The organism is Rhodoglobus vestalii (genome assembly GCF_006788895.1).
Lineage (GTDB): Bacteria > Actinomycetota > Actinomycetes > Actinomycetales > Microbacteriaceae > Rhodoglobus > Rhodoglobus vestalii.
The window spans coordinates 247,536-265,122 of record NZ_VFRA01000001.1 but is presented as its reverse complement, the minus strand read 5'-3'; the positions used below and the strand labels follow the sequence as shown (position 1 = coordinate 265,122).

The 17,587-nt window shown below is 58.7% G+C and carries 17 protein-coding genes; 16 read left to right on the top strand and 1 reads right to left on the bottom strand.

Features of this window, described 5'->3' with window-relative positions; all coding sequences use genetic code 11:
* Nucleotides 1-7 precede the first annotated feature (7 nt).
* Nucleotides 8-1,126 carry a polyprenyl synthetase family protein gene (locus FB472_RS01295; RefSeq protein ID WP_141989322.1) on the bottom strand — a complete coding sequence of 373 codons (1,119 nt, stop codon included), beginning with the start codon at nucleotides 1,124-1,126 and terminating at the stop codon, nucleotides 8-10.
* 73 nt (nucleotides 1,127-1,199) lie between these two features.
* On the opposite strand from FB472_RS01295, the gene FB472_RS01290 reads away from it, so the two are divergent.
* The 16 genes from FB472_RS01290 to FB472_RS01215 all read left to right on the top strand — a co-directional run bounded on the left by FB472_RS01290 (nucleotide 1,200) and on the right by FB472_RS01215 (nucleotide 17,504).
* Entirely contained in the window at nucleotides 1,200-1,583 is a 384-nt protein-coding gene (locus tag FB472_RS01290) for a DUF3040 domain-containing protein (RefSeq protein WP_141989321.1), read from the top strand.
* A gap of 243 nt (nucleotides 1,584-1,826) precedes the next feature.
* On the top strand, nucleotides 1,827-2,258 hold the full coding sequence (mraZ, locus tag FB472_RS01285) for a division/cell wall cluster transcriptional repressor MraZ (RefSeq protein WP_141989320.1): 432 nt from the start codon (nucleotides 1,827-1,829) through the stop codon (nucleotides 2,256-2,258).
* A gap of 98 nt (nucleotides 2,259-2,356) precedes the next feature.
* Complete coding sequence (gene rsmH / locus FB472_RS01280) at nucleotides 2,357-3,310, top strand: 16S rRNA (cytosine(1402)-N(4))-methyltransferase RsmH (protein WP_021810181.1); 954 nt, start codon at nucleotides 2,357-2,359, stop codon at nucleotides 3,308-3,310.
* Nucleotides 3,307-3,909, top strand: coding sequence for a cell division protein FtsL (gene ftsL / locus FB472_RS01275; protein ID WP_141989319.1), 603 nt, complete (start codon nucleotides 3,307-3,309; stop codon nucleotides 3,907-3,909). Before rsmH ends, ftsL begins: the two co-directional genes overlap by 4 nt.
* A gap of 64 nt (nucleotides 3,910-3,973) precedes the next feature.
* On the top strand, nucleotides 3,974-5,671 hold the full coding sequence (locus tag FB472_RS01270; protein WP_246078004.1) for a peptidoglycan D,D-transpeptidase FtsI family protein: 1,698 nt from the start codon (nucleotides 3,974-3,976) through the stop codon (nucleotides 5,669-5,671).
* A gap of 36 nt (nucleotides 5,672-5,707) precedes the next feature.
* Nucleotides 5,708-7,111 carry a UDP-N-acetylmuramoyl-tripeptide--D-alanyl-D-alanine ligase gene (locus FB472_RS01265; protein WP_141989317.1) on the top strand — a complete coding sequence of 468 codons (1,404 nt, stop codon included), beginning with the start codon at nucleotides 5,708-5,710 and terminating at the stop codon, nucleotides 7,109-7,111.
* Nucleotides 7,108-8,205 carry a phospho-N-acetylmuramoyl-pentapeptide-transferase gene (gene mraY, locus FB472_RS01260; RefSeq protein ID WP_141989316.1) on the top strand — a complete coding sequence of 366 codons (1,098 nt, stop codon included), beginning with the start codon at nucleotides 7,108-7,110 and terminating at the stop codon, nucleotides 8,203-8,205. Before FB472_RS01265 ends, mraY begins: the two co-directional genes overlap by 4 nt.
* A 2-nt stretch (nucleotides 8,206-8,207) precedes the next feature.
* The gene (murD, locus tag FB472_RS01255) at nucleotides 8,208-9,734 is read left to right on the top strand and encodes a UDP-N-acetylmuramoyl-L-alanine--D-glutamate ligase (protein ID WP_141989315.1); all 1,527 of its coding nucleotides are present in this window, start codon (nucleotides 8,208-8,210) and stop codon (nucleotides 9,732-9,734) included.
* Nucleotides 9,691-11,034, top strand: a complete 1,344-nt coding sequence (gene ftsW / locus FB472_RS01250) for a putative lipid II flippase FtsW (RefSeq protein WP_141989314.1) — start codon at nucleotides 9,691-9,693, stop codon at nucleotides 11,032-11,034. Before murD ends, ftsW begins: the two co-directional genes overlap by 44 nt.
* Nucleotides 11,031-12,125 carry a UDP-N-acetylglucosamine--N-acetylmuramyl-(pentapeptide) pyrophosphoryl-undecaprenol N-acetylglucosamine transferase gene (locus tag FB472_RS01245; RefSeq protein ID WP_141989313.1) on the top strand — a complete coding sequence of 365 codons (1,095 nt, stop codon included), beginning with the start codon at nucleotides 11,031-11,033 and terminating at the stop codon, nucleotides 12,123-12,125. The genes ftsW and FB472_RS01245 overlap by 4 nt, the downstream gene beginning before the upstream one ends.
* Nucleotides 12,122-13,570, top strand: a complete 1,449-nt coding sequence (gene murC, locus FB472_RS01240) for a UDP-N-acetylmuramate--L-alanine ligase (RefSeq protein WP_141989312.1) — start codon at nucleotides 12,122-12,124, stop codon at nucleotides 13,568-13,570. The genes FB472_RS01245 and murC overlap by 4 nt, the downstream gene beginning before the upstream one ends.
* A 100-nt stretch (nucleotides 13,571-13,670) precedes the next feature.
* On the top strand, nucleotides 13,671-14,564 hold the full coding sequence (locus tag FB472_RS01235; RefSeq protein WP_215730364.1) for a cell division protein FtsQ/DivIB: 894 nt from the start codon (nucleotides 13,671-13,673) through the stop codon (nucleotides 14,562-14,564).
* Between the two features lie 187 nt (nucleotides 14,565-14,751).
* Nucleotides 14,752-15,909, top strand: coding sequence for a cell division protein FtsZ (gene ftsZ / locus FB472_RS01230; RefSeq protein ID WP_141989311.1), 1,158 nt, complete (start codon nucleotides 14,752-14,754; stop codon nucleotides 15,907-15,909).
* Nucleotides 15,910-15,914: 5 nt separating this feature from the next.
* Nucleotides 15,915-16,601, top strand: a complete 687-nt coding sequence (locus FB472_RS01225; protein WP_141989310.1) for a YggS family pyridoxal phosphate-dependent enzyme — start codon at nucleotides 15,915-15,917, stop codon at nucleotides 16,599-16,601.
* 36 nt (nucleotides 16,602-16,637) lie between these two features.
* Nucleotides 16,638-17,099, top strand: coding sequence for a cell division protein SepF (locus FB472_RS01220; RefSeq protein ID WP_141989309.1), 462 nt, complete (start codon nucleotides 16,638-16,640; stop codon nucleotides 17,097-17,099).
* Between the two features lie 111 nt (nucleotides 17,100-17,210).
* Entirely contained in the window at nucleotides 17,211-17,504 is a 294-nt protein-coding gene (locus FB472_RS01215) for a YggT family protein (protein ID WP_141989308.1), read from the top strand.
* Nucleotides 17,505-17,587: the final 83 nt, after the last annotated feature.

The window sequence follows — 17,587 nt, the reverse complement described above, 5'->3', positions numbered from 1 at the left end:
ACTGCTGCTATGACGACCGTGTCGTCGCTGCTGTGGCTAGTTCGAGAAGTTGTGTGCGAGCAGTCGGAGCCAGGTTAGCCCCTTCAATCGCTTCGCACGCGCGCTCGAGGTTGCGACCGATAACCTTCTCGATCTGGTCTACGGCGCCTGACTCTTGCAACGTCGAGCGAATCATGTTCACCTGCTCCGTGGTGAGATCCGGGTCTCCGAGGAGCTCGTCCAAGATTGAGTTGGCGCTACCGGACAATTTTTGGCGAGCAATCGCGATAATCGCGGTCCGTTTACCTTCGCGCAGGTCATCCCCGGCGGGCTTACCGGTCAGCTCTGGGTCGCCGAACACTCCCAAAATATCGTCGCGCAGCTGGAATGCAACTCCGAGTGGGAGCCCGAAGGATCGTAGCGCTGCGATCTGCTCATCGCTGCCGGCACCGAGGCTTGCCCCCACCGCGAGAGGCGCTTCAACGCTGTATTTCGCCGACTTGTACACCAGTACGCGCTGCGCACGCTCGAGTGCTCCGGATTCGGGGTAGCTTGCCCATGCGCTCTCGTCGTGGATGTCGAGATATTGGCCCGCCATAACTTCTGTGCGCATTGTCATGAATTCCTTGCGCGCGGCGAGCGCCGAAGGGCGAGGAAGTAGCGCGAGTCCGCGCCCGAGAAGTTCGTCACTCCAGCCAAGCAGCAGGTCGCCGAGGAGTAGCGCCGCGGACTGCCCGTAGGCCTCCGCGTCGCCGGCCCAGCCACCATCGAGGTGCATCTGCTCGAAGCGGCGGTGCGCGGCAGGTGCGCCCCTGCGCGTGTCTGACCGGTCCATGATGTCGTCGTGCACGAGGGCTGCGGCATGGAACAGTTCGAGTGCAGAGGCGGACATGAGCACACCCGGCAGTTCCTTCGACACGGCATCGTCGTTGAGTGGGCTTTCTGACGAGGGAATACCGGCTACAGACTGCCAACCCCAGTAACAGAACAGTGCCCGGAACCGCTTACCACCAGAGAGCAGTGAAGCCCCGACATCGGTGAGAGCAGTGAGCTCCGGCGCAATGGTGTTGAGTCCGGCACGCTTCTCAGCGAGAAACTCATCAATTTTCAGCTGGACAAGGTCAACTAACTGGTTACTCTCAGGCACCTGTCTAGCCTAGCGACTGAAACGGGGCGTACTATGGAGCAATAGCCGTAGATCCCAAAGAGAGGGGATTGGAATGCCGCTTTCAGAGCAAGAGCAGCGGGCCCTCGATGAGATGGAGCGCAGTCTCTATCAAAACGACGCTGATTTCGTCAGTGCTGTTGGCCCCCGTCGTGGCAAGCCCAACTACCGAATGATGGTGATCGGTGTACTGGTCGGGGTCGCGGGCATTATTTCGCTGCTGACCGGGGTCATCATCCAACAACCGCTCGTCGGTGTGCTGGGGTTTGTGGTGATGTTCGTTGGCGTTCTGTTGTTTGTAGCGCCGGGGCGTCTGTCTGCTTCTGATGCTGAGTCTGCCGCACCTCCTTCTGCCTCGCGGCGCACTCCCAAACGCGGAGCATCGTTCATGGACACGATTAACGATCGTTGGGATCGTCGCCAGGACGGTCGCGGATAGCCTCCCAGCCACTCCACTTTCAAGGACCAGCCTCCGGGCTGGTCCTTTTTTTGTGCCCAAAGCTGGTCAATACCGGGGTTTTTAGAAAAGCTGCTCAAATTTCCTCCACTCTGATTTCCTTATGCTTCCGGGCCTTTTTCAGGCATCTTCATGAATTCCGCCCAAAAACCTTCGATTTGTGGTTGAGAGTGGAGTAAAGTGGAGGAAACCTGAATCCGGGCCGGAGAACGAGGGGAGGCTGTCGTGTTTCTAGGCACCCATGCCCCCAAGCTCGACGACAAGGGCCGCATCATCCTTCCGGCAAAGTTCCGTGAAGAACTTGCCTCTGGCGTCGTGGTTACGCGGGGGCAGGAGCGTTGCCTCTATGTCTTCAGCCAGCGCGAGTTTGAAGTAATGCACGAGAAAATTCGCCAGGCGCCGGTCACGAGCAAGCAGGGTCGCGATTTCCTGCGGCTCTTTCTCTCTGGCGCTAATCAGGAAACCCCCGACAAGCAGCACCGGGTCACCCTTCCTGCTGCGCTGCGCGACTACGCCGGGCTCGGCCGGGATCTCACCGTAATTGGCGCGGGTAACCGCGCTGAGATCTGGGACACCGAGGCTTGGAACACCTATTACGCGGCCAACGAAGCAGATTTCGTCAACACCACGGAGGAGGTGATTCCGGGACTCTTTTAGATCTTTGGCGCTGACTCCCAGCCGAACGCCCTGATTTTCTTCCCCGATATCAGGTCGCATCGGATGGGGATCAGCCTCCGAGACCTAGCCCTAACCCCATGACAGACAACACAATCCACACCCCAGTGCTGCTCGAGCGGTCCGTTGAACTGCTCGCACCGGCACTTAGCGCACCCGCTGCTGTTCTGGTTGACGGAACCCTCGGGATGGCCGGCCACGCGGAGGCATTCCTCCAGCGTTTCCCTGATCTCACTCTGGTGGGGATTGATAGAGACGAGGATGCCCTTGCGATCGCTAGACGTCGGCTTCAGCCTTTCGCAGGCCGCACGCACTTCGTTCATGCTGTGTACGACAAAATTCCGCAGGCACTCGCTTCGTTGGGATTCTCGAAAGCTCAGGGCATCTTCTTTGACCTCGGCGTCTCTTCCCTCCAACTTGACCGGATTGAGCGGGGGTTTTCGTACTCACACGACGCTCCGCTAGATATGCGAATGGATGTCTCGACTCCCGTCACCGCCGAGCACATCCTCGCTACCTACAGTGAGCTTGAACTGCGCCGCATCTTCTACGCTTACGGAGACGAGAAGTTGGCTCCACGCTTCGCTAGCCGCATTGTGCAATTCCGTGAGCAGCAGCCTCTCGTTACTTCGGCCCAGCTGGTTGAACTGATCATCGCGGCGACTCCTGCGGCAGCTCAACGCGCCGGGCATCCCGCCAAGCGGGTATTCCAGGCACTTCGCATCGAAGTCAATGAAGAGCTCTCGGTGCTGGAGAGTGCGATCCCGGCCGCGATTGGTTCATTGGCGATCGGCGGTCGGATGGTCGTGTTGGCCTACCAATCGCTTGAGGATCGAATCGTAAAACGCGAACTCCAGCGTCGTTCACGCTCGACTGCTCCGGCGGGACTCCCGGTGGAGCTTCCGGAGCACGCTCCCGAGTTGACGCTCCTCGTTCGCGGTTCAGAACAGGCCAGCGCTGCAGAACAACTCACTAACCCCCGCGCGAAGCCGGTGCGATTGCGAGCAATTGAACGAATGCGGGTCATCTCATGAGCACGAACCTCGCATATGCAGAGCCACAGCCTTCACAGAACCCGCGCCCGCGTCCGTCGCACATTGAAATTGTCACGACCCGGGCGCAGCGTCAGGCCCGCCCCCGGGTGCTCTACGCGGTGGTGACTGTTGCAAGTCTTTTCCTCATCTTGGCTGCACAGTTGCTGCTCAGCATTGTGGTGACTCAGGGTGCGTACCAGATTGATTCGTTGCAGGATCAGCAAAAACTTTTGAATCGCACCGAGCAAAACCTGCTCGAATCGTTGGCGCTACAGTCGTCATCTCAGAACCTCGCCACTCAGGCGGCGGGATTCGGGATGGTTCCCAATGCGACTCCCTACTCGCTAAACATTGCCGATGGATCAGTTTTTCGCCTTCCCGGCAGCGCAGACCCGACCGGCTGTGGCGGAACGTGTGGGCTAGTCGGAAATACACTTCTGACCGCGATGCCTTTGGTGAGCGCTGAGGCGGCTGCCGCGGACGCCGTACAAGCTGCAGCAGCAGCAGCAGCGTCAAGGGCAACGGCAACGGTTGCCGGGGCATCGACCGCCGCGCCAGAATTAGCGAATAACGCAATTCCCGCGCCAGTGACACGATGATTGACGTGATCGACAGAGGGGGAATTCGATGAAGCCGCGCTCAACCCGTGCGAGAGTTTCCTTCGTGGTCTTCACGATTCTCGCGTTGAGCACCGTATTCTTGGTTCGACTCATCGACCTCCAAGTTGTGCAAGCTGAGGCACTGACGGCCGAAGCTGACACCAAGCGCACACTTACGCGTGTGACATACGGCACGCGCGGCGACATCGTAGACACGCGAGGTGCTGTCCTTGCTGACAGTGTCGAACGCTTTGACATCGTGATTTCGCCACGCGTTACCCTGCTCCGCGAAAACGCGTCAGTGGTCGTCTTGGAAGAGCTCACAAAGATCACCTCGGTCATCGGGGGAGACCCCACCGCGCTACTCACAATGATTCTGGAGAACCCGGAGTCTGATTTTGAATACTTAGCTAAGGGCATCACGCTCGAGCAATATCAAGCCGTTCTTGAGCTTGACATTGCCTGGCTGTACTTCGAGTTGCGTCCCGAGCGCAGCTATCCCAACGGAGAAATCGCCGGCAATCTTGTTGGGTTCATGGGAACCGATGGCGCGCAGGCGGGGCTTGAGCTGACAGAAAAGGAATGCCTCGCGAGCCAAGATGGCGAAGCAAGTTATGCCCGGGGTGAAGATGGGGTGGCACTCCCGGGAAGCTCCGTCGACATGATTGAGCAGAAAAATGGTGGCACCCTGAAACTCACCGTCGATCGCGATCTGCAATTTTACGTTCAGCAGCGCATGGCTCAGACTGCCGAAGCATTGGGAGCCACCTGGGCCACGGCCGTTGTCATGCGGGTCAGCGACGGACACCTACTTGCGGTGAGCGATTGGCCTACCGTTGACCCCAATAATGTGAATCTTTCTGATGTCCGGGACCTCGGCTCTCGTGCCTTCAGCACCCCGTACGAGCCCGGCTCCACAGTGAAGGTCCTGACGGCGGCATCACTGATCGATGCCGGCGTTGCGAACCAGCGCACTCAAGTCGTGTCACCCTACGCGCTCGACTTGGCGAACGGCGGTGGGGTGATCAGTGATTCGTTCTATCACGAGGACCAGAGATTGACTCTTGCCGGAGCACTCGTCGAGTCATCCAATACTGCGATCGCTCAGTACACAGAACTGTTGAAGGCATCGGCCCGTCACGACTACCTTCAGAGCTTCGGGTTCGGCGAAGAAACCGGAATTGACTTCAATGGTGAGTCGAGCGGCGCACTCTACGATTCCAACGACTGGGATTCACGCACCAACTACGCTGTTCAGTTCGGTCAAGGTCTCAGCGTGACGTCGGTGCAAATGGCGAGCGCCTATCAAGCGCTCGGCAACGGCGGGGTGCGGGTTCCACCCGCTCTCGTAGAAGGCTGCTACTGGCCCGACGGGAGTGTCACAGACACACCATCGGTCGAAGGCACCCGGGTCATTTCACCGGAAGCCTCCCAGCAGACATTGCAGATGATGGAGATGGTGTACAGCTCAAGTGGATCGGCACCGAACCTCCAAATACCGGGCTACCGCGTTGCAGTAAAGAGCGGAACGGCTCAGGTCGCCGAAGACGGTGGCTACGGTCGCAAAGTGGTTATTTCTTATGCGGGACTCGCTCCCGCCGACAACCCCGAATACGTTGTGATCGCGACCGCAGGTATTCCAGATACCATATACTCCGGCGCGATAGCCTCAACCTTCCGAGACATCATGGCCCAGACACTTACTACCTACCGTGTTACTCCGTCGGAATCGTCGGGACCGGACCTGCCATTGCGCTGGTGAATCTTCGCTGCGCTCACCCAAACTGGAGTACCCCACGTGATCGAACTGAGCATCGCTGAGATTGCCACCGCCGTCGGCGGGACGATGAGTGACGAAACCGCCGGCGAACGCCGTTTACCCGCCGTTGCAGTGCACACCGATTCACGACTGAGCACAGTCGGCTCAATATTCTTTGCGCTCAGGGGTGCGTCGACTGACGGCCACCTCTTCGCCGAAAGTGCTGTCAACAATGGTGCTGCTCTGGTGATCGCTGAACACCCCCTCGATCTGGACGTCGCTCAGATCATCGTGGACGACGGTGTTCACGCACTCCATGCGCTCGCCCGCACCGTCGTTGCGCGCGTCCGAGCTCATGGTGCCCTCAAGGTTGTTGCCGTCACCGGCTCGAATGGCAAGACAACAACGAAGAACATGCTTCGGAGCATCCTTGAACGTGAAGGGAAAACCGTTGCCCCGCAGGGGTCATTCAACAACGATGTCGGCGCGCCGATCACAATACTCGGCGTCACCGATGACACCCGGTATCTGGTCGTTGAGATGGGCGCCGACGGCATTGGTGACATCGCTAGGCTGCAGTCGATCGTAATGCCCGACGTCGGCATTGTGCTCATGGTTGGCCTCGCACACATAGGCAAGTTTGGCGATGCCGCAGCGACCGCGCGAGCAAAATCTGAGATGGTTACTGCCCTGCCGTCCGATGCGACCGCAGTGCTCAACTATGACGACGGCCGGGTCAAAGCCATGGGTCAGCAGACCGAAGCGTCGGTCAGTTCTTTCGGCCTCGATTCCAGCGCCGGCGTGTGGGCTGACGAGATCGAAGCGACAGTGCAGGGAACTGCATTCATCCTCCACGTCGGCGACGAAACCATCCCGGTGCAGTTGCGGATCTTGGGAGAACATCACGTCACGAATGCCCTCGCAGCCATCACCGCCGCCCGTACCCTCGGTATCGACCCCAAGCGCTCAGTGGCTGCGCTGGAATCGATCGAACGGGCAGAACGTTGGCGCATGGAGCTGCTGAGAGGCCCCGGCGGTGTGACAGTTATCAACGACGCGTACAACGCAAGCCCTGACTCGATGGCTGCGGCGCTCAAGACGCTGGTGCAAATTGTTGGCCCAGAAAACCGTTCTGTAGCGGTACTGGGAGAGATTGCGGAGCTTGGCGATTTTGCCAATGAAGAGCACGATCGCATCGGACGACTTATTGTGCGGTTGAACGTGCAAAAGCTGATTGTTGTCGGCCACGCGGCCCGTCACATCCATAATGCGGCTGGTCTTGAAGGTTCGTGGGATGGAGAGTCGGTACTCGTCGATAACGTCGAAGAGGCATACGCTGTGCTGCGTGAGGAACTGCGGGAGGGTGATGTTGTGTTGGTGAAATCATCGAACTCTGCCGGTCTTCGCCACCTCGGTGACCAGATTGCGGGTGTCGGCGTATGATCGCACTGCTCATCGCTGCGGGCTTCTCGCTCATTTTCACACTTCTGCTCACGCCACTATTCATTCGTTTGTTCGTGCGGCTCAAGTGGGGCCAGTTCATTCGTGATGATGGCCCAGAAAGCCACCACACAAAACGCGGGACTCCCACCATGGGTGGCATCGTGTTCATCATCGGTTCGACCATGGGTTATTTCGTCGGACACTGGGTTGGAGGCGAGCCCGTCACCCTCTCAGGGCTTCTTGTTATCTATCTCATGGTCGGGTTGGGGCTCATCGGGTTCATTGACGACTTTTTGAAAACCAGAAAACAGCGCAGCTTGGGCCTCGGTGGCTGGTCAAAGATTGCCGGTCAGGTCATCGTCGCCGCTGGATTCGCTGCCCTCGCCCTGAACTTTCCCAACAGCAACGGGCTGACTCCTGCGTCCTCGATGATCTCGGCGGTCCGCGACATCAGTTGGCTTGATCTGGCAACATTTGGCGTTGGCATCGGAGCGATTCTCTTTGCACTGTGGGTCACGCTCATCATTGTGAGCACCTCAAACGGTGTGAATGTCGCCGATGGTCTAGATGGCCTCGCTACCGGTTCCGCAATCTTTGCGATCTCCTCCTACATTTTTATTGGATTTTGGCAAAACAATCAGTCCTGCAGCAACGACGGAATTGACCTTGAGGTGTTCTACAAGTGCTACGACGTTCGTGACCCGCTGGACCTCGCGATCATCGCGGCAGCAATCGTCGGCGCGCTGATCGGATTTCTTTGGTGGAACACCTCGCCGGCGCACCTGTTTATGGGCGATACAGGGTCCCTCGGCCTCGGTGGCGCACTCGCGGCCCTGGCGATCTTGAGTCGCACTGAGCTTCTTCTAGTTCTCATTGGCGGTCTCTTCCTGATCGTTACCGGCTCAGTAATCCTGCAACGGGTCTACTTCAAACTATCCGGCGGTAAACGGATCTTCTTGATGAGCCCATTGCACCACCACTTCGAGCTCAAAGGCTGGGCAGAAGTCACCGTTGTGGTGCGCTTCTGGCTCATCGCCGCGATGTTTGTTGCCGCCGGTGTCGGGCTCTTCTACCTCGAATGGATTAACCAGTAACTGTGCATGATCTCGACTCCCTCACCAGTTGGCACTCGCCGTGGGCAGACCTGCGCGTTGCCGTACTTGGTCTCGGCGCAACAGGGTTCTCAGCGGCCGACACTCTTACCGAACTTAAGGCTGAGGTCCTCGTTGTAGCGGACGCAGCATCCGACAACCGCGAAAAAATGGCCCGCGTTATTGGTGCAACTCTCGCTATCGGCGGCACGGCGAGAGAACAGATTGCGGCTCTCACAGCGCACGCGCCTGAGGTCGTCGTCGTCTCGCCGGGATATCCACCGGACCACGTGCTTGTGGAGTGGTGTCGTAGCGCTGGTCTACCGATGTGGACAGAAATTGAGCTAGCTTGGCGGTTGCGCGACAAGACCGGAACCCCCGCCGAATGGATCGTCGTCACTGGCACCAATGGCAAGACCACGACGGCTCAGCTGACCTCACACATTCTTACGATGGCCGGTTTCAGGGCAGGCGCTGTTGGCAACATTGGCATTCCTGTTTTGGACGCAATTCGCTACCCCGGTGGCTTCGATTTTCTCGTCGTCGAACTTTCGAGCTTTCAACTTCATGCGATGCCGAGGCACGGCCCCGGGGCGATTTCACCGATGGCAAGTGTCTGTCTGAATCTTGCCGACGATCATCTCGACTGGCACGGCTCACAGGAAGCTTATGCCCGGGCCAAGGCCACCGTTTACGCGAATACGAAGGTCGCGGCGATCTATAACCGGGCGGTTCACGCCACCGAATCAATGGTCGAAGAGGCTGAGGTCACTGAGGGTTGCCGCGCCATCGGTTTTGGGCTCGACACGCCTGGTCCGAGCGATTTTGGCATCGTCAGCGACCTGCTTGTCGAGCGCGCGTTTCACGGCGACCGCCACAACGAGGCGATTGAATTATTCACGCTCGACGAGCTTCGCGAGCGCCATCTGGCGGCACCGCACATGCTCGCCAATATTCTCGCGGCGAGTGCGCTGACGCGGTCAGCCGGAATCACGGTCGATGCGCTTCGCGCTGGCGTTGCCAGCTTCGAAGTGGATGCCCACCGTAATCAGCTCGTGTTGGAGAGTGGGGGAGTGTCGTGGCTTAACGACTCCAAAGCGACAAATTCACATGCCGCTGGTGCATCGCTCTCTGCCGTAGACCCCGTGATCTGGATTGTGGGAGGACTCCTCAAGGGCGTTGATGTTTCACCTCTGGTACAGCAACACGCTAAACGGCTCAGGGCGGCGATCGTGATCGGCACCGACCGGGCACAAATCCTTTCGGCATTCGAGCGACACGCGCCCCAGATTCCCGTCTTCGAGGTTGACTCGACTGACACTGAACACGTGATGCCGCGCGCCGTTGAGATTGCGAGCGAAATTGCCCGGGAGGGTGATGCGGTTTTGTTGGCGCCGGCCGCGGCATCAATGGATCAGTTTGAGAGTTACGCCGATCGCGGAGAAAAGTTCGCGATCGCCGTACGTGAGCGACTAGGAGGGAGCAACGATGACATCAGCGACGCCCCCGCAGCGCCCCCAGCGGCGCAGTAGCTCTGCCCCAGTTCTGCCACCATCTGGTCCCAAGCCAAGTGCTTCTCGTGGAGCGTCAGCGGATGCGCCCATCTCGGCGCGGGTACCCGTCAAGCGCATATTTTCCGCGCAATCCAGCAACTTCTTTCTGCTGTTGGGCACGACGCTCTTCCTGGTGATTTTTGGCCTCGTCATGGTGCTCTCGTCGTCGTCGGTGGAATCTTTCACCGCCGACGAAGGATTCTTCGGACGGTTCCTACGCCAGGGCTTGTTTGCGCTGATCGGCGTGCCCCTCATGCTCGTTGCCTCTCGTGCACCCGTAGGGTTTTGGAAGCGGTGGGCGTGGCCCGGCCTCATCCTTGGTGGGGTTCTTCAACTTCTCGTTTTTATTCCGGGAATTGGCTACGGCTATGGCGGAAACCAGAACTGGATTCGGTTTGGATCGTTCACCGCGCAACCCTCCGAGTTTGTCAAGGTGGCGATAATCGTCTGGGTCGCCTGGGTCTTATCGACCAAACAGGATGTGCTTTCCGATTGGCGCCAAGTGTTGCTTCCCGTTGCGCCTGTTGCGGGTGCCGCAATCGCATTTGTTCTTGTCGGCGACGACCTGGGTACCGCATCCATCATGCTGCTCATCATATTCGGGTGCCTCTTCTTCGCCGGGGTGCGGTTGCGATTCCTCGCGGTCGGTGCGTTGGCCGTAGCAGTCGCGGCGCTCTTATTTGCGGGAACCAGCAGTTCCCGAAGCTCACGCATCAGTGTGTGGCTCAATGGATGCACCGAACTCGACTACCAGGATGCGTGCTGGCAAATCGAACACGCTTATTGGGCCTTGGCCGGTGGCGGTATTTTCGGCACAGGCTTGGGTAACTCGGTTGCTAAGCGTGGCTGGCTGCCGCACGCCGACAATGACTACATTTTTGCCATTATCGGTGAGGAGCTCGGGCTTATTGGCGCGGTGGTGGTGCTGTTGCTCTTTGTTGTCTTGGCGATCGGTTTTATCCGCATTATTCGTTCGACCAACGATAGTTTTGTGCGCATCGCCACGGCGGGAGTGATGGTGTGGACGGTGGGTCAGGCCTTTGTGAACTTTGCGGTGGTCCTGGGTGTGCTCCCGGTGCTCGGGGTTCCGTTGCCGCTCATTTCTACTGGCGGTTCGGCTCTGATCGCAACACTGCTCGCTATCGGAATTGTGTTGTCGTTCGCGCGAGCTGGCAATCGGCCAGAGCCGCCAACAACTTCGTCTGCAGCACCTCCAGCACAGTCTGCGGCTGACCGCTCCCGCATGATGGCGGCTAGTCGGGCACGAGGTAGGCAATGACGACTTATTTGCTTGCTGGTGGAGGAACTGCCGGTCATGTGAACCCTCTTCTGGCTGTGGCTGAGCGAATTCGTGTGCGCGAGCCGGATGCCGAAGTGCTGGTACTGGGCACCGCGGAGGGCCTGGAGGCCCGTCTGGTCCCGGAGAGGGCGTTTGAGTTGCTGACGATCGACAAACTCCCGTTTCCACGACGACCCAATCGCGCGGCTCTAAATTTTCCCCGTCGTCTCCATGAAACGATCGTCCAGGTTGCGGAACTCATTGTTGAGCGCGGTGTGGATGTTGTTGTCGGCTTTGGTGGCTATGTAGCCGCGCCGGCGTACCTCGGAGCTCGTAAGGCTGGCGTACCCCTGGTGATTCACGAGGCGAATAGTCGGCCGGGAATGGCTAATCGCCTGGGTTCGCTCTTCACTTCCTTCGTCGGGACTGCTTTTGATCGCACGCGCATTCGCGGCGGTGTCGTCGTGGGGATGCCGCTTCGAGCCGAAATCGAGACCCTAGATCGATTTGCTGCGCGCGCTGAGGCAGACGATTTCTTCGGGCTTGATCCTCACAAGCCGACGTTATTGGTCACGGGCGGTTCGTCGGGCGCGAAGCGCATTAACGATACGGTCGCGGGTTCGGTGGCCCGAATTTTGGGGGCAGGATGGCAGGTCCTCCATATCACCGGGGAGTACCGTGATGGTGTTGATGATCCCGGTCTGCGGGGGTATGTCGTCATCAAGTATTGCAATCGCATGGAGCTAGCGCTGGCTTCGGCTGATTTGGCGATCGCCCGAGCCGGAACGTCGACCGTTGCCGAACTGACCGGGCTGGGCGTACCGGCTATTTATGTTCCGTATCCCGTAGGCAACGGTGAACAAAAATACAACGCGCGCACCGCAACGGATGCTGGGGCCGCGATCGTGGTCGCCGACGCACATTTCACTGACCAGTGGATATCTGCTGAGTTGGTTCCGTTGCTCCGCAGGCGTGCAGAAATCGCTGATATGGCTGCGCGGGCGTCGACGATAGGGTCGTTGGATGGAACTGATCGCATGCTCGAACTCGTCGATCGGGCCCTCGGCCGCGATCTACCATTGACATTATGATCTTCCCTGACCTCACTATGGCGCTACCTGGCCCCCTCACGTCGGCCCACTTTGTGGGCATCGGGGGATCGGGCATGAGCGGTATTGCTCGAATGTTTCTGGATGCCGGAATCGCCGTCACGGGATCAGATCGCTCCTCCAACGCGACGATTGAGGCGCTGCGGGCGGCGGGTGCAACGATCAACATTGGGCACGATGCTGCTCATCTTGGCTCGGCCGACGCGCTGGTGTACACGGGTGCGCTCTGGCCAGATAATCCGGAGTATCTTGCGGCTGTAGTCCGCGGTATCCCGGTGTTGCATCGATCCCAGGCGCTGGCGTGGCTAGTGGGAGATCGTCGACTAGTTGCTGTCGCGGGAGCTCATGGTAAGACCACCTCTACCGGCATGATCATTACTGGGCTTCGCGAGCTGGGGTCATCGCCCAGCTTTGTTAACGGGGGTGTTATTCAGGGGCTCGGAACTAGCTCCGGTTCAGGAGCTGACGACCTTTTTGTTGTTGAAGCCGATGAGTCAGATGGCTCGTTTTTGTTGTATTCCACGGCGATTGCGGTAATCACCAATGTCGATGCCGACCATCTGGATCACTATGGCTCCCATGAGGCTTTCGATGATGCGTTTGTGGAGTTTGCCGCTGGCGCTTCAGAGGCCGTTGTGGTGTCGAGTGATGATGCTGGCGCGATTCGTGTCACAAACCGGCTCACCCACAAAAATATCGTGACCTTCGGCGAAGCTGAGGATGCGACGGTGCGAATGCATTCGTTGACGACAGAGGGGCCAGTTGCTTTCTCGATCGCTGTGGCTGGCCGTGAAGCGAGAGTTCAATTGTCGGTTCCTGGTCGACACAATGCGGTGAACGCAACCGGAGCGATCGCAGTTCTCGTCAGTCTCGGATTCGAGCTCGACGGAGCGGTCCACGCGGTGTCGAGTTTCGCGGGAACTCAGCGGCGTTTTGAGCTTCACGCGGTTGTTGGTGGTGTGAGCGTTTACGATGACTACGCTCATCATCCGACCGAGGTCGAGGCAGCGCTTAGCGGAGCCCGAAGCGTCCTTGGCAGCGGCAAGCTGATCGCTGTACACCAACCTCATCTCTTCAGTCGCACGCGTGACATGGCGACCGAGTTCGCGGAGGTTTATGAGCGACTCGCCGACCACACGGTGGTTCTCGATGTGTTTGGTGCTCGCGAGGATCCGATTCCTGGCGTTACGGGCGAGCTTGTGTCGTCGCAGTTTGCGGATGCTACGCGGGTCGATTTTGTTCCGGATTGGCAATTGGCTGCGCTGCGTGTAGCCGAGCTGGCGAACGAGGGCGACATCGTGATGACGCTGAGCTGTGGTGATGTATACCGAATTATTCCGCAGCTTGTTGCAGCGCTGGGGGATCCAGGGGAGAGGGTTCCGGTTTCGCCGACGGTCACGGATCGGGTCCCGAGTGAAGAGGCCTGAGGGTTTCGATAAGTCTGTTGTCGACTCATCGCCGCCGAGCGCCAAGTCTCAGCGCAAGCGTGCTAGTGAAAGTGCGCAACCCCAATCGAAAACGACGCCGATGACATCTCGGCCCGTCCGTTCCGGATCGGTCCGGGGCGCGGAATTCCGTGTCGCGGATGCGCCTCAAGCTGAGCGCGCACCGAGGCCGCGGTTGCGTGCGCGTGCCCCGAGTGCCGATGCTTTGGCCAAAAAACAACTCCGGCAGGCAGCACGCGCTCGACGGCGTGCAGAGCGAGCTGAACTGCGGCGTTTTACTCGGCGTGCGCGACATCGCAAGGTCGTGCTTCTTTCGGCCGTCGGTGTAGTGACAGCCCTGTTTGGCCTGATCGCGGTCGCAGTGTTTTCGCCAATCCTGTCGTTGCGGACGGTCGTTGTCGATGGAACCAACCGCATCGATCCGGCCGAGATTCAGGCAGCCGTTGAAATCTATACGGGCACACCGCTGGCGCTTCTCGATTTTGACGCGATCACCGAGGAGCTATCGGTTTTTCCTCTGATCCGCAGTTACGTCACCGAAATTGTTCCCCCTGACACTCTTCTCGTTCATGTCGTTGAACGCGAGCCGATCGGCTCTGTGCAGGTTGACGGGGTGTTTCGTTTGGTTGATCCAGCGGGCATCACGATTCAGGAGTCTGCAGAGAACATCGAGGGCGTACCCGTTATTTCTGTCGGGGGAGCGGATACCTCAAGCCCGGCATTTGCGGCGGTTACCGAGGTGCTCCTTTCGCTACCGGCTGATGTCGGGGGGCAGGTTGTGAGCGCAACGGCCACAACGAAAGACGACGTTTCTTTTGTGCTGTCTGGCGTTGGTCAACGTGTGGTGTGGGGCAGCGCAAGTGACTCTGCCCGAAAGGCCGCACTGCTGGCGCGGTTGATTTCACTCACGGATGCGGGCCGGGCAGGCGAATTCGATGTTTCGGCTCCCAGCAATGGTATTTTCCGCCCCAGCTAGTCGGTACTCGACTGAATGGTGGGCTGTCGTGGGTCATTCTGCCGCGAATTGACCGAACACTTTCCGACACGCGGCGGGCGGTGCGTCTGCCCGGCTCACTGTCCGCATACTCTCAACTCAAGAAATACATACTGAGCATAACTTTAAACCTCAAGTCGAGGTTGATAGTTTCCAGTGGAGGCCGAACGTGACATCAAACCAGAACTACCTCGCCGTCATCAAGGTAGTCGGCATCGGTGGTGGCGGAGTTAACGCCGTCAACCGAATGATCGAGCTTGGCCTGCGAGGCGTCGAGTTCATTGCGATCAATACCGACGCCCAGGCGCTGCTCATGAGCGACGCCGACGTCAAACTCGACGTCGGTCGTGAACTAACCCGTGGGCTCGGCGCAGGCGCTGACCCCGAGGTCGGCCGCCGTGCTGCAGAGGACCATGCCGAAGAGATCGAAGAAGCCCTCGCAGGTGCGGACATGGTGTTTGTTACCGCTGGCGAGGGTGGCGGAACCGGTACCGGCGGCGCTCCGGTAGTGGCGAGGATAGCCAAATCAATTGGTGCGCTCACCATCGGTGTTGTCACCAAACCGTTCGGATTCGAAGGCAAGCGACGTTCCTCGCAGGCAGAGGTTGGCGTTGATGCTCTCAAGAACGAAGTTGACACCCTCATCGTCGTCCCGAATGACCGTCTCCTTGAAATCAGTGACCGCGGCATCAGCATGCTCGAAGCGTTCGCGACCGCCGATCAAGTTCTTCTTGCCGGCGTTCAGGGAATCACCGACCTCATCACCACTCCCGGTCTGATCAACCTTGACTTTGCCGACGTCAAATCGGTGATGCAGGGCGCAGGCTCTGCGCTCATGGGAATCGGTTCCGCGCGGGGAGCCGACCGCGCCATCAAGGCAGCTGAGCTCGCAGTAGCTTCGCCGCTTCTTGAAGCCAGCATCGATGGAGCACATGGCGTTTTGCTGTCCATTCAGGGCGGGTCCAACCTCGGTATTTTCGAGATCAACGATGCTGCACGACTCGTTCAGGAGGCGGTGCACCCTGAAGCCAACATTATTTTCGGCGCCGTCATTGACGACACTCTCGGTGACGAGGTGCGGGTAACTGTCATCGCGGCAGGATTCGACGGTGGCGAGCCTTCCTCGAAGCCTGCCGAAGGCCGCCGCACCAACTATGTTGTCCCTGAAGCATCGGCCGAGCACATCGTCGCCGCAGAAAAACCAGCCGACAGAGACACGGAGTGGAAGTCGCAGCCCGCGGTGGTGCCCGCGGCAACAATCGACCGCAGTTTCGACGATGACGCAGAGAACGACAACGATCTCGACGTGCCTGACTTCTTGAAGTAGCAGTCATGCCTGACCTGCCCTCTCTGGGCCAACGACTCAGCACTATCGATGACCAGATTGCGGATGCCGCGCGCCAAGCATCTCGTGATCCCGCGTTGATCACCCGAATCGTTGTCACCAAGTTTCATCCTGCCTCTCTCGTGCGCGAGTTGTACGATCTCGGCGTTCGTGATTTCGGTGAGAGTCGTCATCAGGAAGCTCAACCAAAAGTTGCTGCGCTTTCAGACCTCGATGCACGCTGGAGTTTCGTGGGCCAGCTGCAAAGCAAGAAGGCACGTCAGGTGCGGGCCTACTGCGACGCTATCCACTCGGTTGATCGCGATTCCCTGATCACTGCACTCACCAATGACGAGTCTGTCGTTCCGCTTGACGCGTTCGTGCAGGTGAATCTCACCGACGACCAGGGTCGCGGGGGAGTGCTTCTAGGCGATCTCGATAGCTTCGTCGACCGCGTCGAGAACGCCGCTGGGCTGAAACTCCGAGGCCTGATGACTGTTGCGCCGCTGGGTGAGGACCCTCGGCCAGCGTTTTCTGCACTGCGCTCCCTATCTGAAGGTATCGCGGCACGGCATCCGGATGCCCAGGCACTCTCAATGGGAATGTCAGGGGACTTCGCTGAAGCCATAGCCGAAGGCGCGACACACCTTCGCATTGGGACGGCAATCACGGGAAAACGACCCGACCATGGTTAATCTCGAAGCAGAAGTTTCACCATTCGGAGGATTATCATGGCCAACCCACTGCGCAAGACAATGGTCTACCTCGGCCTCGCCGATGAAGACTACGAAGACCGGCAGGGCCCGGTTTCACCGGTTGCCCCCGTCACCGCGACACACCCACCAGCGAGCTCTAACCGCGCGCCCGTTACCCCGTTGCGTCGCGCTGCACCCAGCACTGCGGAGGCAGAGATGAACGAGATTTTAACAGTGCATCCACGACAGTACAAAGACGCTCAACTTATTGCGGAGAACTTTCGCGAGGGCATCCCGGTGATCATCAATCTCTCGCAGATGAGCGAGTCGGATGCTCGTCGCCTAGTCGACTTCGCAAGCGGACTCTCGCAGGGGCTATACGGGAAAATCGAACGGGTAACGAGCAAAGTCTTCCTGCTTTCACCAGCACACGTAGTGGTCAGTGGTGAGCAGGCTGAGGTTGAGTCTGACGTTGACGCCTCGTTCTTTGCCCAGTAGCTGCACCCGGTGCGGATTAGCTGATTAGGGATCTCGCACGGGAGCAGGTCGATCTTTTGCCCTGCGGGAACTGTGAGCATCGTAAACGGTTTTGGCGGGTAACCTAGAACTGTGAACCCGGTTTCGATTATTGCCTTGGTGGCTTATTACGCCATCACCCTTTTCATGTTTGCTATGTGGGGTCGATTTATTCTCGATCTCGTTGTCGTCTTCGCGCGCGGGTGGCGCCCCAGCGGTTTCGGACTCGTGCTTTCTGAAGCAGTTTTTACGATCACCGACCCACCAATCAAAGCCGTTCGCAAGGTTGTCCCGATGATTCGAATCGGCAACGGAGCCCTCGATTTGTCGTGGATGTTAGTCATGCTTGTCTGCATTATTCTGACCTCTGTGTTACGGGGCTTTTAGAACCGACGGGTGCAGATGTACCCTTATCAGAAGACATGCGGAATCTAATCAGGTTTCATCATTACGATGTGACTCGAACGTTA

What these genes read in the sequence shown, in the direction of transcription:
- mraY (WP_141989316.1), top strand. Translation starts at nt 7,108, where the DNA reads ATGATCGCACTGCTCATCGCTGCGGGCTTCTCGCTCATTTTCACACTT.
- ftsL (WP_141989319.1), top strand. Translation starts at nt 3,307, where the DNA reads ATGAGCACGAACCTCGCATATGCAGAGCCACAGCCTTCACAGAACCCG.
- FB472_RS01245 (WP_141989313.1), top strand. Translation starts at nt 11,031, where the DNA reads ATGACGACTTATTTGCTTGCTGGTGGAGGAACTGCCGGTCATGTGAAC.
- FB472_RS01225 (WP_141989310.1), top strand. Translation starts at nt 15,915, where the DNA reads ATGCCTGACCTGCCCTCTCTGGGCCAACGACTCAGCACTATCGATGAC.
- murC (WP_141989312.1), top strand. Translation starts at nt 12,122, where the DNA reads ATGATCTTCCCTGACCTCACTATGGCGCTACCTGGCCCCCTCACGTCG.
- FB472_RS01235 (WP_215730364.1), top strand. Translation starts at nt 13,671, where the DNA reads ATGACATCTCGGCCCGTCCGTTCCGGATCGGTCCGGGGCGCGGAATTC.
- ftsW (WP_141989314.1), top strand. Translation starts at nt 9,691, where the DNA reads ATGACATCAGCGACGCCCCCGCAGCGCCCCCAGCGGCGCAGTAGCTCT.
- FB472_RS01220 (WP_141989309.1), top strand. Translation starts at nt 16,638, where the DNA reads ATGGCCAACCCACTGCGCAAGACAATGGTCTACCTCGGCCTCGCCGAT.
- FB472_RS01290 (WP_141989321.1), top strand. Translation starts at nt 1,200, where the DNA reads ATGCCGCTTTCAGAGCAAGAGCAGCGGGCCCTCGATGAGATGGAGCGC.
- rsmH (WP_021810181.1), top strand. Translation starts at nt 2,357, where the DNA reads ATGACAGACAACACAATCCACACCCCAGTGCTGCTCGAGCGGTCCGTT.